We start from the raw sequence: 16056 nt of genomic DNA on the forward strand, positions 1-16056 counted from the left end.
CCCCTTACCGGAGTTGTCTCTAGTTCATATGCTAAAGGGAGTAACTAGTTTATGAACGGGGGAGAGCTATGGGCTACCAATATACTGCAATTGGCGATTCCTTGACGACTGGATTTGGTGCTCTGCCAGGTAACGGTTTTGTTCCGGTGTACCGTAGAATGGCAGAAGGGAGACTGCGGACTACTGTAGCCTCTACGAATTTAGGCGTGAACGGAATGACTACTTCAGAGCTGGAGCAGCGGCTGCGCGGAAATTCCATGATGCGTGAGGCCGTTCGAGAAGCCGATATCATCACTGTGTCTATCGGTGGTAATGATTTGATTCACGCGGCCAAATCAGCAGCAAGACAGCAAGGGAACTTATCCGCAGAACTGCGCAGATCGCTTCAGGAATGCAAACAAAATTTCTCTGCAATTATGAATATCCTTATACAATTGAAGGCGAGGACGCGTAGACCTTTTATCATTAGAATTGTGGGATTATATAATCCCTATCCTCAGGTGGTTGGTGCGACAGAGTGGGTCAGACAGTTTAATCAATACGCAGCACAGTACAGCAGCCGAGTCTGTGGATTTGCTTCGATTTACAGTGAGTTCGCAGGAAATGAGAGAGGGCTGTTATCCATTGATCATTTGCATCCGAATGGCCGGGGTTATCGCGTAATTGCCGAGAAGCTGGATGCACTAGGTTATGGCGGGCTGAATTGATTGGATTTAGGTCTTCTATAAAATATAAAGAGGCTGTGCCCTATCCGTTATGGTTAGAGCACAGCCTCTTTATATTTTTACTTTATAGCTTACACACCGCTAGGCAATGTCTTCTCGATTACTTTATCTACGATACCATATTCAGCCGCGTCTGCAGCAGTCATGAAGTAGTCGCGATCTGTATCCTTCTCAATACGTTCTAGAGGTTGACCCGTACGTTCTGCTAGAATACGGTTCAGCTTATCGCGCAATTTGAGGATGCGGCGGGCACGGATTTCAATGTCCGTTGCTTGACCTTGAGCACCACCCAGAGGCTGGTGGATCATGATCTCGCTGTTAGGCAGTGCGAAGCGTTTGCCTTTGGCGCCAGCGTTTAGCAGGAAAGCTCCCATGGAAGCTGCCATACCCACACAGATGGTGGAAACGTCTGGTTTAATGTACTGCATTGTATCAAAAATAGCCATACCTGCAGTAATGGAACCGCCTGGGCTATTCACGTAAAGGTGAATGTCCTTGTCAGGATCTTCGGCAGCCAAGAACAGCATTTGTGCGATGATAGAATTGGCTACCACGTCATTAACCTCCGTTCCAAGGAAAATGATGCGGTCCTTCAGCAGGCGGGAATAGATGTCATAAGCGCGCTCGCCGCGGTTGCTCTGTTCTACTACCATAGGAATATAACTCACGTGGAAAACCTCCTTGATATTGGTTCTTCAAATGTATTCATTTTTACTCTTGCCGTATTACCCACATGATAAACAAATTCAAACAAAAAGTCAAAGAAAGTCAAACTTATATTCAAAAAAAAGAGCCGACAAGCGGCTCTTTGGTTAAGTAGTAGTATAGGCACTACTAAATTATGTGCAAAAATGAAATTAATGGCGCGCCCGCCAAGAATCGAACTTGGATCTCAGGCTTCGGAGGCCTACGTCATATCCATTGGACCACGGGCGCAACAAAAATGATTATAATACAATTTTTACACAATTGCAATGTAATATTAATACTGGACAAGCGCTCTAGGGGCAGGCATCGGGCGCTATATCTTTTTCTGACCTTATTAATGTATAAGAAGACAAGTGCTTGAGAATTCTACTCTCGGAAGACTTGCGCTTCGAGCAATATTTGGTTAGAATATGGGTGGGACTTAAAAAGTTTACCCGGGACGTTTTGAGACCATGAACAAGGGAATAGAGGAAGACGAAGTTGCAGGAGTGAAAGTATGCGTAATTTATTAGATATCCAAAAGCAGCTTCTGCCTGATCTCATGGAAACCCTTAAGAGACGGTACACGATTCTTCATCAGATCATGCTGTCCGATATTATTGGGCGCAGAACGCTAGCCGCTTCGCTAGATATGACTGAGCGGGTACTGCGTGCCGAGACGGATCTTCTGAAATCGCAAGGGCTTATTGAGATCGAGAGTGTTGGCATGCGCATTAGCGCTGCTGGACGTAGACTGCTTGATTTGCTAGAGCCGGTTGTTAAGAGCCTATTTGGTCTGGATGAGCTGGAAGAGAAAATTCGAGCAACGTATGGTCTGGATAAAGTTATTGTAGTACCGGGTGATTGTGAGTCATCGCCGTTCACCAAACGAGAGCTTGGCCGGGCGGGTGCGAAAGCGCTGCTGAGTATACTTCGCGCAGATGATACAGTTGCCGTCACAGGTGGATCGACGCTTGCCGATATGGCTGATCAACTGACACCGCCGTTGTCCCTTTCCTATAAGAACGCTTGGTTTGTTCCGGCGCGTGGAGGATTAGGAGAGAGTATGGAGATTCAAGCCAACACGATTGCCTCAACAATGGCAAAGCGGGTTGGAGCCAACTACCGGTTGTTGCATGTCCCTGATTTGCTTAGTGGGGATGCATACCAATCGTTGGCACTTGACTCTAATATTGGAGAGATTGTACAAACCATCCGCAGTTCGCGTATTATTGTACATGGGATTGGGGATGCCATTGAAATGACCCGCCGCCGCAAACTGGACGAGGCTACAGTCTCGGAAATCCAGGGTGAAGGGGCAGTGGCCGAATCTTTTGGCTATTATTTCAATGAAGAGGGTCAGGTTGTCCATACCATGCTTACGATGGGTCTACGTCTAGAAGATATTATTCGGACAGAGAAAGTCATCGGTATTGCAGGAGGCAAACCCAAGGCCAAAGCCATTCATGCCATGCTGCGTTTCGGGCAGGAGAATATTCTCGTCACGGACGAGGCTGCCGCAGTAGAAATAGGCAAGGAAATTGACAATCAACTACAGCTATCTTCGTAGTTTTTAGATTGCAGGCAATACAACATACTTCTTGCATCATACTTAACATTGTTGTCATGACAGACCTCACCGTCTGTTTTGAATAAATAAAACGAATTCTAGGAGGAACTATTCAATGAGTGTAAAAGTTGGAATTAACGGTTTTGGACGTATTGGACGCCTTGCTTTCCGCCGTATTCAAAATGTAGAAGGTATCGAAGTGGTAGCAATCAACGACTTGACTGACGCTAAGATGCTTGCTCATTTGCTTAAATATGATACAACTCAAGGTAAATTCCAAGGTGATGTTGAAGTGCATGATGGCTTCTTCAAAGTCAATGGTAAAGAAGTTAAGGTTCTTGCTAACCGCAACCCTGAAGAATTGCCATGGGGCGACCTAGGCGTTGATATCGTACTTGAGTGCACAGGTTTCTTCACAACTAAAGAAGCAGCTGAAAAACACTTGAAAGGTGGAGCTAAGAAAGTAGTTATCTCCGCTCCAGCTACTGGCGACATGAAAACTGTCGTTTACAACGTTAACGATGACATTCTTGATGGTACTGAGACTGTTATTTCCGGCGCATCTTGCACAACTAACTGCCTAGCTCCAATGGCAAAAGTACTGAACGACAAGTTCGGTATCGTTGAAGGCTTGATGACTACAATTCATGCTTACACTGGCGACCAAAACACTTTGGATGCTCCACATGCTAAAGGTGACTTCAGACGCGCTCGTGCAGCAGCTGAGAACATCATTCCTAACACTACTGGTGCTGCTAAAGCAATCGGTCTGGTTATTCCAGAACTTAAAGGTAAATTGGATGGTGCAGCTCAACGTGTTCCAGTTGCAACTGGTTCCCTGACTGAGCTTGTAACTGTTCTTGATAAGAGCGTTACTGTTGAAGAAATCAACGCAGCAATGAAAGCAGCTTCCGATCCAGACACTTATGGTTACACTGAAGATGAAATCGTATCTTCTGACATCAAAGGTATGACTTTCGGATCCCTGTTCGATGCTACACAAACTAAAGTATTGACTGTTGGCGACAAACAACTGGTTAAAACTGTTGCTTGGTATGACAATGAAATGTCCTACACTGCACAATTGGTTCGTACTTTGGAGAAATTCGCTAAAATCGCTAAGTAATTGACTTGATATAAGCAACATCTATAGAGCGGAAACAGAAATTCCTTGTTTCCGCTCTTTCTAAATGTATTTCTTGTTTCCTGCTAGAAACAATTTTGGGTGTGGAGGAATTAATCATGAACAAAAAAAGCGTCCGTGATGTAGAAGTAAAGGGTAAGCGCGTATTTGTACGCGTGGATTTCAACGTACCTGTAGAAGACGGTAAAATTACTGATGATACTCGTATTCGCGAAACACTTCCAACCATTAAATATTTGATCGAGAACGGTGCAAAGATCATTCTTGCGAGTCATATGGGTCGTCCTAAAGGCGAATTCGTAGATTCCATGCGTTTGACTACTGCTGCTGAACGTCTGTCCGAGCTTCTTGGCAAACCAGTAGCTAAAGCTGACGAAGCAATTGGCGAAGCTGTAAAAGCAAAAATCGCTGAGCTAGGCGAAGGCGACGTACTTGTACTTGAGAATGTTCGCTTCTACCCAGGTGAAGAGAAAAACGATCCTGAACTGGCTAAACAATTCGCTGAACTGGCTGATTTGTTTGTTAATGATGCGTTTGGCGCGGCTCACCGTGCACATGCATCGACAGAAGGTATCGCTCATTTCCTACCGGCTGTATCCGGTCTTTTGATGGAGAAAGAATTGTCCGTTCTTGGTAAAGCTCTTTCTAACCCAGAACGTCCTTTCACTGCGATCATCGGTGGTTCGAAAGTTAAAGACAAGATTGATGTTATTGATAACTTGTTGTCTTTGGCTGATAACGTCCTGATCGGCGGTGGATTGTCTTATACATTCACTAAAGCACAAGGCTTTGAAATCGGTAAATCACTAGTAGACAACGACAAACTTGACGTTGCTCTTGGATTCATCGAAAAAGCAAAAGCACTTGGTAAAAACTTCATGCTTCCTGTTGATGTTGTTGTTGCTGATAAATTTGGTGCTGACGCTAACACTAAGATCGTTGATTACAATGAAATCCCAGAAGGTTGGGAAGGACTTGATATCGGACCTAAGACTCGTGAACTTTATGCCGATATTATCAAGAACTCCAAGCTGGTTGTCTGGAATGGACCTATGGGCGTATTCGAAATCGATAAATTCGCTGAAGGTACACTTGCAGTAGCAAAAGCTTGTGCAACTACTGAAGGTTACACTGTTATTGGTGGCGGAGATTCCGCAGCAGCAGCAGAGAAATTCCACCTGGCTGATCAAATGGATCATATCTCCACTGGTGGCGGTGCATCCCTTGAGTTCATGGAAGGCAAGGCGCTTCCTGGCGTAGAAGCACTGAACGATAAGTAAGACCTAAGAAGGAGGCAACATAAGTCATGAGAACACCTATTATTGCAGGTAACTGGAAAATGTTCAAAACAGTTCCTGAAGCAGAAAGCTTTATTGCTGAAATTAAAGGCAAAGCAGAAGTAGAAGGCGTTGAGACTGTAATCTGCGCTCCATTTACTAACCTGCCTGCACTTGTAGCAGCTGCAAAAGGTACTAACATCAAGATTGGTGCACAAAACCTACACTTTGAAGATAACGGTGCTTACACAGGCGAGATCAGTGGTGTAATGCTAAGTGATCTTGGTGTGGACTATGTTATCATTGGCCACTCTGAGCGTCGTGCTTATTTTGGCGAAACGGATGAAATCGTGAATAAGAAAATGCATGCTGCATTCCGTCACGGAATTACTCCTATCGTATGTGTTGGCGAAAAGCTCGAAGAGCGTGAAGCTGATCAAACTAAAGCAGTATGTAAAGTACAAACTGAAGCTGCATTCCAAGGTCTTAGTGCCGAGCAAGCAGCAAAAGTTGTTATTGCATACGAACCTATCTGGGCTATTGGCACAGGTAAATCTTCCACTTCCCAAGATGCTAACGAAGTTATTGCTTACATCCGCAGTCTTGTAAAAGATCTGTATGATGCAGCAACAGCTGAAGCTGTTCGTATTCAATACGGCGGCAGCGTGAAGCCTGAGAATGTAACTGAGTACATGGGCCAAAGCGACATCGATGGTGCGCTTGTTGGCGGTGCCAGCTTACAACCGGATTCCTTCGTTCAATTGGTTGAGGGGGCGAAGTAAGATGTCAGCTCCAAAACCCGTAGCTTTGATCATCATGGATGGTTTTGGTTTGCGTGGAACGACAGAAGGTAATGCCGTTGCTCAAGCCAACAAACCTAACTATGACCGTTACCTGAAACAATATCCTAACACTACACTCACTGCTTGCGGTGAAGCTGTAGGCCTTCCGGAAGGGCAAATGGGCAACTCCGAAGTAGGGCATTTGAATATTGGTGCAGGCCGGATCGTTTATCAGGATTTGACTCGTATCGATAAATCGATCCGCGAGGGCGAGTTCTTCGATAACGAAACCCTGGTTAGTGCAGTGAGAAATGCTAAGAACACTGGCAAAAAGCTTCACCTATATGCGCTTGTATCCGACGGAGGGGTACATAGCCATATTAACCACCTGTTTGCTATGCTTGACCTGGCTAAAAAAGAAGATATGCATGAAGTGTATATCCATGCTTTTATGGACGGCCGTGACGTAGCTCCTGATAGTGGGAAGAAGTTTGTCCAAGATCTAGTAGCTAAAATCGAAGAGATTGGCGTGGGTACAATTGCAACGGTGTCCGGACGTTATTACGCAATGGATCGTGATAAACGTTGGGAACGTGTAGAGAAAGCCTACCGTGCTATGGTTTATGGTGAAGGTCCTAAATACACGGATGCTGTGCAAGCCATCACTTCATCTTATGAAAACTCGGTATTTGATGAATTCGTTGAACCTAGTGTAATTGTAGACAGTGAAGGCAAACCTGTAACGGCAGTAGAGAGCGGCGATTCCGTCGTGTTCCTCAACTTCCGTCCTGACCGTGCTATTCAATTGTCACAAGTGTTCACGAATCAAGATTTCCGCGGTTTCGACCGTGGTCCTTTGTTCCCGCAAAACCTGCACTTCGTATGCCTAACTACTTTCAGCGAAACGGTACAAGGTTATGTAGCCTACTCACCGAAGAACCTGGATAACACATTGGGTGAAGTGCTTGTTCAACAAAACAAGAAGCAACTGCGCATCGCGGAAACTGAAAAATATCCGCATGTAACCTTCTTCTTCAGCGGTGGACGTGACGAGGAGCTTCCTGGTGAAACCCGGATCTTAATCAACTCTCCTAAAGTGGCAACCTATGATCTTCAACCTGAGATGAGCGCATACGAAGTGGCTGCAGCCTGCGTAGCGGAAATCGAAGCGGAAAGACAGGATGCTATCATTCTTAACTTTGCCAATCCTGATATGGTTGGACACTCCGGCATGCTGGAACCAACAATCAAGGCTGTAGAAGTGACGGATGAGTGTGTGGGTAAAGTAGTGGATGCGGTTGTTGCCAAAGGTGGCGTTGCCATTATTATCGCTGACCATGGTAATGCAGATATGGTATTTGACGAGAACGGTCGCCCGTTCACAGCTCATACAACCAATCCTGTTCCGTTCATCGTGACTACTGAGAATGTTGTATTGCGTGAATCCGGTATTCTTGCAGACGTAGCACCAACAATCCTAGATTTGATGGGACTTCCTCAACCTGCGGAAATGACCGGACAATCCATGATTGCTAGCCGTAAGTAAGGTAAGGTATAACGCCTTTGATTTTAAGCTATACAAGTAAGACCAAAACAATGTTAAAAGGAGATTAACTTACATGACTATTATTTCTGATGTATATGCTCGCGAAGTCCTTGACTCCCGTGGTAACCCTACAGTAGAGGTTGACGTTTATCTGGAATCCGGTGCTAAAGGCCGCGCTATCGTTCCTTCCGGCGCTTCCACTGGTGCTCACGAAGCTGTAGAACTTCGTGATGGCGACAAATCCCGTTACATGGGTAAAGGCGTTCTGAAAGCTGTTGAGAACGTAAATGAAATCATCGCTCCAGAAGTTATCGGTATGGACGCTCTTGACCAAGTGGGCATCGACAAATTGATGATTACTTTGGACGGAACTCCTAACAAAGGTAAATTGGGCGCTAACGCAATCCTAGCTGTATCCATGGCAGTAGCTCGTGCAGCTGCAGCAGCTTTGGATATTCCTTTGTACGTATACCTGGGCGGATTCAACGCTAAAACTCTTCCAGTACCAATGATGAACATCATCAATGGTGGTGAGCATGCGGATAACAACATCGACGTTCAAGAGTTCATGGTTCTTCCTGTAGGAGCTCCAAGCTTCAAAGAAGCTCTTCGCACAGGTGCTGAAATCTTCCACAACTTGAAATCCGTACTTCAATCCAAAGGCCTGAACACAGCTGTTGGTGACGAAGGTGGTTTCGCACCGAACCTTGGTTCGAATGAAGAAGCAATCACTACAATCATCGAAGCTATTGAAAAAGCTGGTTACAAACCAGGTGTTGACGTATTCTTGGGTATGGACGTTGCTTCCACTGAGTTCTACAAAGACGGTAAATACACCCTTGCTGGCGAAGGTAAATCTTACACTTCCGCTGAGTATGTTGACCTTCTTGCTTCATGGGTTGAAAAATATCCTATCATCACAATCGAAGACGGTATGTCCGAAGACGACTGGGATGGCTGGAAATTGCTTACTGAAAAATTGGGCGACAAAGTCCAATTGGTTGGTGACGACTTGTTCGTAACTAACACTGAGCGTCTTGCAACAGGTATCGAAAAAGGTATCGGTAACTCCATCTTGGTTAAGGTTAACCAAATTGGTACATTGACTGAAACTTTTGATGCTATCGAAATGGCTAAACGTGCTGGTTACACAGCAGTTATCTCCCACCGTTCCGGTGAATCCGAAGATAGCACAATCGCTGACATCGCTGTTGCGACTAATGCTGGTCAAATCAAAACAGGTGCTCCTTCCCGTACAGACCGTGTTGCTAAATACAACCAATTGCTTCGCATCGAAGATGAGTTGGGTGAATTGGCTCAATACAACGGCCTGAAATCCTTCTACAACCTCAAAAGATAATCTGCTTTTATAGCAGACTTCTAAGACCCGCCGTTATGGCGGGTCTTTTTTATGATTTGAAGAAGATAGACTTCAATAGGTTTATCCTTATCTTGCAAGAAAAGCTACGACTTAACAGTCTAAGCTGTTGTATTACCGACAGCGCTATGATAAAATAAGAATACTGTTTATGTATCGTGATAACCTAAATTACCATAGATAGTGATGCTTAGGCGTAGGAGGTGGAAGTGAATGGATATCTTTTTGAAAGTTGTGCTCCTGATTTTTTCCGTCGGTCTTATTGCGGTCGTTCTTCTGCAAAAGGGGAAAAGCGCGGGTCTTTCCGGTGCCATCTCTGGCGGTGCTGAGCATCTCTTTGGTAAAACAAAAGCTCGTGGTATGGAGCTCGTACTACAACGTGTAACTGTTGGACTTGCTGCTGGTTTCTTTATCATGGCGATTCTAGCTGCAGTTCTAATCGACTAAAAGATCTACCGTAAGCCCTCGCTCTGTTCTAAATGGAATAGAGCGGAGGCTTTTTTGTTATATTAAAAGGAGTTAAAAAGCACCTAAGGGTGCTTTTCTTTTCATATTCGCAAAGAAAAAGGCTGGATCGATAGGAAGTAAACCTGAAGTCGGCATGGATGTATTTCAGCATTTAAAGGAAATTTTGTACTGTGTTAACCTTTGGATGACAGTAACAGGGATGCGCAGGATTGATTTCGTGTATACTAGGGTATGAAGTAGTAAAGGTAAAATTTACTTGGCATTACTGCAGGGCAGGACAAGATATACATATTTGCCAGCGGCTTGAAGCCGCGGAGGGCTGGGGTGACGAACATGATAACACAAGAAATATTACTCGATTTCATGCGGGAAACTGCATATAAACCAATGACTTATGAAGAGCTGGTGAGTCATTTTGCTCTAGAGGATAGCGAGGGGTTTAAAAAGTTCGAGGAACTGCTGATTGAATTAGAGCAGGATGGAAGAATTGTATTAACCCGTACTGCACGTTATGGCGTGCCAGAACGGATGGATTTGCTGCGTGGACGTTTACAAGCACATGCGAAGGGTTTTGCTTTTCTAATCCCGGATGATCGTGATCATCCTGACGTATATATCCATGCAAATGATCTTAAGGGAGCTATGAATGGCGATATCGTTCTGATTCGTATTACCTCTAAAAGTCCGTCCGGCGGACGTATGGAAGGCGAAGTAGTACGTATTGTAAAACGTGGCGTGTTGCAGACGGTAGGTGTATTTCAGAACCTGGAGACCTATGGTTTTGTGCTGCCTGATGATAAGCGGATTAATCGTGATATTTTTATTCCGAAACAATCCTTTAAAGGTGCTGTTGATGGTCAAAAGGTCGTTGTGCGTATTGTGAGTTATCCGGAAGGCCGAGCAGCGGCAGAAGGTGAAATTATTGAGATTCTCGGACATAAGGATGATCCGGGTGTTGATATTCTTTCCATTATCCGCAAACATCAATTGCCTGAGGCATTTCCAGCTGAAGTGATGGATGAAGCCGATAGCGCTCCTGATTCAATTACAGAAGAGGAGATTGCGGAGCAAGGGAGACGCGACCTGCGCGGACTGAACATTGTTACGATTGATGGCGAAGATGCTAAGGATTTGGATGATGCGGTAAACGTACAGCGCTTGGAGAATGGACATTACAAGCTGGGCGTCCATATAGCAGACGTAGGTTATTATGTGCGTGAAGGCTCTGAGCTGGATAAAGAAGCCTATGACCGCGGTTGTAGTGTGTATTTGGTAGACCGGGTTATTCCGATGCTGCCGCACCGCCTATCGAACGGGATTTGCAGCTTGAATCCTCAGGTAGACCGGTTAACAATGTCCTGTGAAATGGAATTTAACGAGCAAATGAAGGTTGTGAAGCACGATGTCTTTACGAGCGTGATTCGCACCAAAGAGAGAATGACTTACTCCAATGTTCGTAAAATTCTCGAAGACGAAGATCCAGAGCTGTTGGAACGTTATAGTCCACTGATTGACGATTTCCGCCTCATGAAGGAATTGGCGATGAAGCTGCGCGATGCGCGGATGCGCCGGGGTGCGGTTGATTTTGATTTTGAAGAGAGCAAAATCATCGTGGATGAGAACGGCAAGGCTGTAGATATCGTGAAGCGTGAACGTTCTGTAGCGGAACAGATTATCGAGGAGTTTATGCTGGCGGCAAATGAAACAGTTGCTGAGCATTTCCACTGGTTGAAGGTTCCGTTCCTTTACCGGATTCACGAAGATCCAGACCCAGAGAAGCTGCAGAATTTCATGGCTTTTGCGGCCAACTTCGGATATCACGTGAAGGGCCGTGGCAATTCGGTTCATCCACGTGCTTTGCAGGATCTGTTGGAGCAAATTCAAGGCACAAAGGAACAAACGGTCATCAGTACGATGATGCTGCGTTCCATGAAGCAGGCAAAGTATGATGCAGAGAGCACGGGCCATTTCGGACTGGCTGCGGAATATTATTCTCACTTTACTTCTCCAATTCGCCGGTACCCCGATCTGGTCATTCACCGCGTAATGCGTGAAGTGATTGAGAATGGAGGGGCACTGACCCAGAAGCGGCATGATTATTTGTCTAGCCGGATGCCTGACATTGCTCAGCAGTCTTCGGAACGCGAGCGTGTGGCGGTAGAAGCTGAACGCGATACGGAGCAACTGAAGAAAGCAGAATACATGCAGGATAAAGTAGGCGAGGAATTCGAGGCTATGGTCAGCAGTGTGACCAGCTTCGGAATGTTCATCGAGCTGGATAATACCGTCGAAGGTCTTATTCGTCTCAGTGCAATGAGCGACGATTATTATCACTTCGACGAAGGTCATATGGCGCTCATTGGCGAGCGCACATCGCGTGTGTTCCGCATTGGTGACGAGGTGAAGATCCGAGTCGCCAAAGTAAATATGGATGACCACACGATCGATTTCGAGTTGGTCGACATGAAGCCACGCGCGCCTGGTGAGCACCGCGGCGGTGGCTTTGCGGGCGGCCGCGGAGGCAAGGGCGGCCGCTCGGGCGGCAGCTTCATTAAGCCGGCCGGGGGCAAAGGCGCCGCGGGCAAGGGACGCGGCGGTAAAGGCAAGCCGGGCGGCGCTGCTGCAGGCGTGGGCAAGGGCAAGCCGGGCGCAGGTGTGCGCGCCGGTGATGGACCGCGCGAAGCGGCCGGTGTTGGCGCAGCGGGCGGACGCGGTAAGCGGAAGCGCGGGCGCGAGGCCGGCGAGGATGCGAGCCGGGTAGTTGCTGCGCCGGGCGCAGAGCGCGGAGGCGAAGCCGGCGGCAACACAGGCGCGCCGCGTGAGCGCAGCGGCGGGCGAGGCCGCGGCGGAGACACCGGCGGTGCCGGTGGTGGACGCGGCATCAGCTTCGGCTTTGGCTCCGGCAAAGGCGGATACGGCGCTCCTGCGTCCGACTCCTCCGGCGGCGAAGCGCGGGGCGTGGACGGCAGCACGAAGTTCCGCAGCCGCGAGGATCGCGGGGGTAACTTTGGCGGTGGAGAAGGCCGTAACGGCGCTCCTACAGGCAAAGGCCGCCGCAAAAAGAAAACCAAGGGCGGGGTGTTCATCGGCCAGTCCGTGACACCAGGCAACGTAGAGACATCTGAGCAAGTCACTTCTAAACGAAGTGACAATAATGGCGGCGCTCCAGAAGGAGCACCACGTAAGCGTAAAAAGAAATAAATGACGGTTATGCGCTGCATAACTCTATAACGATACTAAGCACCGTCCCTCCTGTGGCGGTGCTTTTTAACTAATAATCAACTTGGTTAATTGCATTATGTGCAGTTAAATTTGGGTTATGTAGTAAAAGTGGTGGCTAATTGCATTTTGTACATCTAAATCTGATCAGTTACCCATAATTGGTCTGATTTCGCTTTTTTAGCTGCAGAAAGTGCAACTAATTAGTTTTTTGGCGGTGATAAGGCTTAAATAGTTGCACGAAATACATTTATATAGAAAAACGTAGGTGATAGCAAGTGAATAGGTAGAGGATAGGATAGGTACAGTATAGGATTGCACAGTATAGGTAAAAGCAGCACTATTTGAATAGGCGTCGAATAGATGTATATCCAAGAAGAGGGAAGCGGATAATTGAGAACAAATAGGTAATAAGTAAATAGGGTAGATGGATATAGATATGTGGAGATTAGTGGAAAAACTCCAGATCAACTCAGCTTAATGCTTTTTTGTAACAAATGCTAGATATTGGGTAATGTTACTGACAACTCTATGACAAATTAGGTGAAGTATATTTGGTTGAAGGTTCCTTGCGCTCATTTGATTCCATTTGTTACAATATAGATCAGACGTTCGATGGCTGTGTCGTTTAAGATTAGACAGACATGGTTACTTTAACTTATGAATATGATTCAAGGAGTGATTCTCATGGGTAAAAAAGCAGACGGGAAAGTACTTGCCCAGAACAAGAAAGCTTCCCATGATTATTTTATCGAGGATACTTATGAAGCTGGCTTGGTGCTGACGGGTACAGAGATCAAGTCGCTGCGTAATGGCCGCGCTAATATTGGAGATGCTTTTGCTACGATCCGTAATGGCGAGATTCAGATTCACAACATGCATATCAGCCCTTTTGAACAAGGTAACCGTGCCAATCCTACCGATCCCACACGCACACGTAAATTGTTAATGCATAAGGAGCAAATTCATAAACTGCTGGGCTTGTCCAAGCGAGATGGGTTTACGATTGTGCCACTTAAGATTTATGTGCGGAATGGCTATGCGAAGCTGCTGATTGGTCTTGGTAAAGGTAAAAAAGAGTATGACAAACGTGACTCGGCTGCCAAGCGAGATGCTCAACGTGATATCCAGCGTGTACTGCGTGATAAGCAAAAGATCGCCAGATAATCTGGGAGAACTAGACGATTCAAATGAGTTCCAGTTTCAACCTTCAATTCCTTTAACCCACGTGTTAAAGTGTTGATAAATGTGCTATACTGAGTAAGTAAGTTAGTTATTGCTTCGTTACAGTTTTCTTGAATAAGAAGCTGTAGATTGGATCTCTCTTGCTTGGAAGATCCGCTTGATCCGAAGCGCCCTTTTTAATGAGGGGCCGTTCTTGGATTCGACGGGGGTAGTTCGAGCATGAGTAGCGAGTAGTGGGGACGCGTCCGCTTCATCAACGCTAAAGCCTATTAAACGGCAAACAACAAAACAACTACGCTTTCGCAGCCTAAGAAACTGTGTGCGTGCTTCTACTCTGCATCGCCCATGTGACAGGGATAGGGGCTAACAAATAGTGGGATACGCTGTCTCATCTCCGCCTGCGGTGAGCTGAAGAAGACAATCAGGCTGACCCAACGTATAGCCGGTTACGGGGCGATACTCGGGTGACATCAAAACTGTGACTACACTCGTAGAAGCTTATGTGCCGTTATCTTCGGACAGGGGTTCGACTCCCCTCGGCTCCATATGGAGTTTTAGAAAAAGCGACCTTTAGGGGTCGCTTTTTTGTATCCTCATAATTAAAGTTAGGCAATGCCTTTTAATGATTTCAGCCAATTCCTCAAATGTGTACTTGTGGTTTATCATGTCTACTATGTGGTCTCGGAATGTTTGGTATGCATATTTTTAAACTGCAAAAGATTTCTCTACCACCACGAATACCATCCGCATGAGGATGGTTCCCATACTATGGTTAACGGTACCCTTTTGCAAAGTTTCTTTGTTATAATTATTATAATAAATCTCTTCATTGGCTGGTGATTATGAATGAGTGAGAAATTTTGGTTAGTAGTACAGTATCCTCTAAAAAGTGAAAAAGGAAGCCAACGTGATAACTGGTTAAGAGATAAAGTCATGGAATACCTGGACATATCTCTAGTAGATACTAACTTAGGTTGTGTTGATGGCTTTGATATGGGTAAATGCATTTCCGACCCGAAAAAATATGCTCTTAATATATTTTGTATCATTACGGAAGAAGAACGAAGTATAGCCTTGATAAAGAGAGTGTTAAAAGATAGCAGGCTTGATTATACTCGTATTAAAATTGCTACAATGCCCTATGGAAAAGAAGAAACATATAGTCTTAAATTTTCCTATAAAAAGGGTGTTACCGATTTTTCGCTATAGCACAGTTTTGAGTTTAGAATTACAACTACACCGTAAACAATTTTCTGGCGGGAGTCATGAATTTTGTGACATCAAAACTGTAACTACATTCGTAGAAGCTTATGTGCTGTTATCTTCGGACAGGGGTTCGGCTTCCCTTGCTCCATAAACAAAAACCCGCTGAGATAGCGGTTTTTTGCTGTTTAGTGATTGAATTGTAGACCGAATGCAGACAATGAATTATGGGGAACTAATATATTCATTTTTGTAGACATGTTGTCTACATCTAAAATTAGATCATTCACTTTGAAGTTAATAATTAGTGGCACATTTTCCGAAACTACATCTATAAGAGCTCGAACTGATATAAGATTAGATTATGGCATTAAGCACTCAAAAGCAAAAATATTCGGAGGAATTACTATTATGAGTTTTACTATTGATTATGTTAAAAACAAAAACAGAATTATTGTAACATCGGACGGTATGGAAGTTGAGGATGCCTTTGCGTACGCAGAACAATTTCCGAAGGTACTAAAGAAAACTAAGCGAGGGTTTACAGGTATGACTGTAATCACTGGTGGCCTGGTATTTAAGCAAGAAGTGATGGCGATTCTTGCTCCAACTGGTGAAGATGCTGTGAAAGCTGGAATCTCTACAAAACACAAATGGGTGTATGTTGCGCCTACAGCTTTCTACAAAACGCAAATGAATCGTATGTTTAAAGATATTGCAAACTTGTACGAATCGATAGAAGAAGCTGAAGCGTATCTTGATTCTGCAGGGAATTAGCAACTATAAAAAAACTTTAGTAAACCTTCTGGTAGTATACATAAGGTTCATCGTTCTTCATTCAACGTCGTGGTTGGTGGTCATAATTGTTGCTT

14 protein-coding genes, 1 tRNA gene and 1 other RNA gene are annotated in these 16056 nt (G+C 45.3%); 14 read left to right on the forward strand and 2 right to left on the reverse strand.

Features of this window, described 5'->3' with window-relative positions; genetic code table 11:
• The first annotated feature begins 68 nt into the window (after positions 1–68).
• Positions 69–707, forward strand: a complete 639-nt coding sequence (locus tag NSS82_RS01170) for a GDSL-type esterase/lipase family protein (protein WP_036687110.1) — start codon at positions 69–71, stop codon at positions 705–707.
• Between the two features lie 89 nt (positions 708–796).
• Here the strand turns inward: NSS82_RS01170 and clpP are convergent, their stop codons facing one another.
• Together clpP and NSS82_RS01180 are read right to left on the reverse strand one after the other, a co-directional pair.
• The gene (gene clpP, locus NSS82_RS01175; RefSeq protein ID WP_036687113.1) at positions 797–1393 is read right to left on the reverse strand and encodes an ATP-dependent Clp endopeptidase proteolytic subunit ClpP; all 597 of its coding nucleotides are present in this window, start codon (positions 1391–1393) and stop codon (positions 797–799) included.
• Positions 1394–1586: 193 nt separating this feature from the next.
• Positions 1587–1661 (reverse strand) — tRNA-Arg (locus NSS82_RS01180).
• A gap of 268 nt (positions 1662–1929) precedes the next feature.
• On the opposite strand from NSS82_RS01180, the gene NSS82_RS01185 reads away from it, so the two are divergent.
• The 13 genes from NSS82_RS01185 (at position 1930) to NSS82_RS01245 (ending at position 15961) form a co-directional block, all read left to right on the forward strand.
• Positions 1930–2982: a sugar-binding transcriptional regulator gene (locus NSS82_RS01185; protein WP_036687118.1), complete on the forward strand. Its 1053-nt coding sequence runs from the start codon at positions 1930–1932 to the stop codon at positions 2980–2982.
• Between the two features lie 115 nt (positions 2983–3097).
• A complete protein-coding gene (gene gap, locus NSS82_RS01190; protein WP_036687120.1) occupies positions 3098–4108 on the forward strand; it encodes a type I glyceraldehyde-3-phosphate dehydrogenase in 1011 nt (336 codons plus the stop codon).
• 116 nt (positions 4109–4224) lie between these two features.
• Entirely contained in the window at positions 4225–5406 is a 1182-nt protein-coding gene (locus tag NSS82_RS01195; protein WP_036687122.1) for a phosphoglycerate kinase, read from the forward strand.
• Between the two features lie 26 nt (positions 5407–5432).
• Entirely contained in the window at positions 5433–6185 is a 753-nt protein-coding gene (gene tpiA, locus NSS82_RS01200) for a triose-phosphate isomerase (RefSeq protein ID WP_036687124.1), read from the forward strand.
• A gap of 1 nt (position 6186) precedes the next feature.
• On the forward strand, positions 6187–7731 hold the full coding sequence (gene gpmI / locus NSS82_RS01205) for a 2,3-bisphosphoglycerate-independent phosphoglycerate mutase (RefSeq protein WP_076101073.1): 1545 nt from the start codon (positions 6187–6189) through the stop codon (positions 7729–7731).
• Positions 7732–7804: 73 nt separating this feature from the next.
• A complete protein-coding gene (gene eno, locus NSS82_RS01210; protein ID WP_036687130.1) occupies positions 7805–9091 on the forward strand; it encodes a phosphopyruvate hydratase in 1287 nt (428 codons plus the stop codon).
• Positions 9092–9322: 231 nt separating this feature from the next.
• A complete protein-coding gene (secG, locus tag NSS82_RS01215) occupies positions 9323–9556 on the forward strand; it encodes a preprotein translocase subunit SecG (protein ID WP_036687153.1) in 234 nt (77 codons plus the stop codon).
• Between the two features lie 354 nt (positions 9557–9910).
• Positions 9911–12778 carry a ribonuclease R gene (gene rnr / locus NSS82_RS01220; RefSeq protein ID WP_340962144.1) on the forward strand — a complete coding sequence of 956 codons (2868 nt, stop codon included), beginning with the start codon at positions 9911–9913 and terminating at the stop codon, positions 12776–12778.
• A gap of 705 nt (positions 12779–13483) precedes the next feature.
• The gene (gene smpB, locus NSS82_RS01225; protein ID WP_036687155.1) at positions 13484–13963 is read left to right on the forward strand and encodes an SsrA-binding protein SmpB; all 480 of its coding nucleotides are present in this window, start codon (positions 13484–13486) and stop codon (positions 13961–13963) included.
• A 201-nt stretch (positions 13964–14164) separates the two neighbouring features.
• Positions 14165–14529: a transfer-messenger RNA gene (gene ssrA, locus NSS82_RS01230) on the forward strand.
• Positions 14530–14827: 298 nt separating this feature from the next.
• A complete protein-coding gene (locus NSS82_RS01235; RefSeq protein ID WP_076105206.1) occupies positions 14828–15190 on the forward strand; it encodes a hypothetical protein in 363 nt (120 codons plus the stop codon).
• Between the two features lie 7 nt (positions 15191–15197).
• Entirely contained in the window at positions 15198–15338 is a 141-nt protein-coding gene (locus NSS82_RS01240) for a hypothetical protein (protein ID WP_169744730.1), read from the forward strand.
• A gap of 257 nt (positions 15339–15595) precedes the next feature.
• On the forward strand, positions 15596–15961 hold the full coding sequence (locus tag NSS82_RS01245) for a hypothetical protein (protein WP_036687158.1): 366 nt from the start codon (positions 15596–15598) through the stop codon (positions 15959–15961).
• Positions 15962–16056 lie beyond the last annotated feature (95 nt).

Source organism: Paenibacillus sp. FSL H7-0735 (assembly GCF_038008505.1).
GTDB lineage: Bacteria > Bacillota > Bacilli > Paenibacillales > Paenibacillaceae > Paenibacillus_AQ > Paenibacillus_AQ odorifer.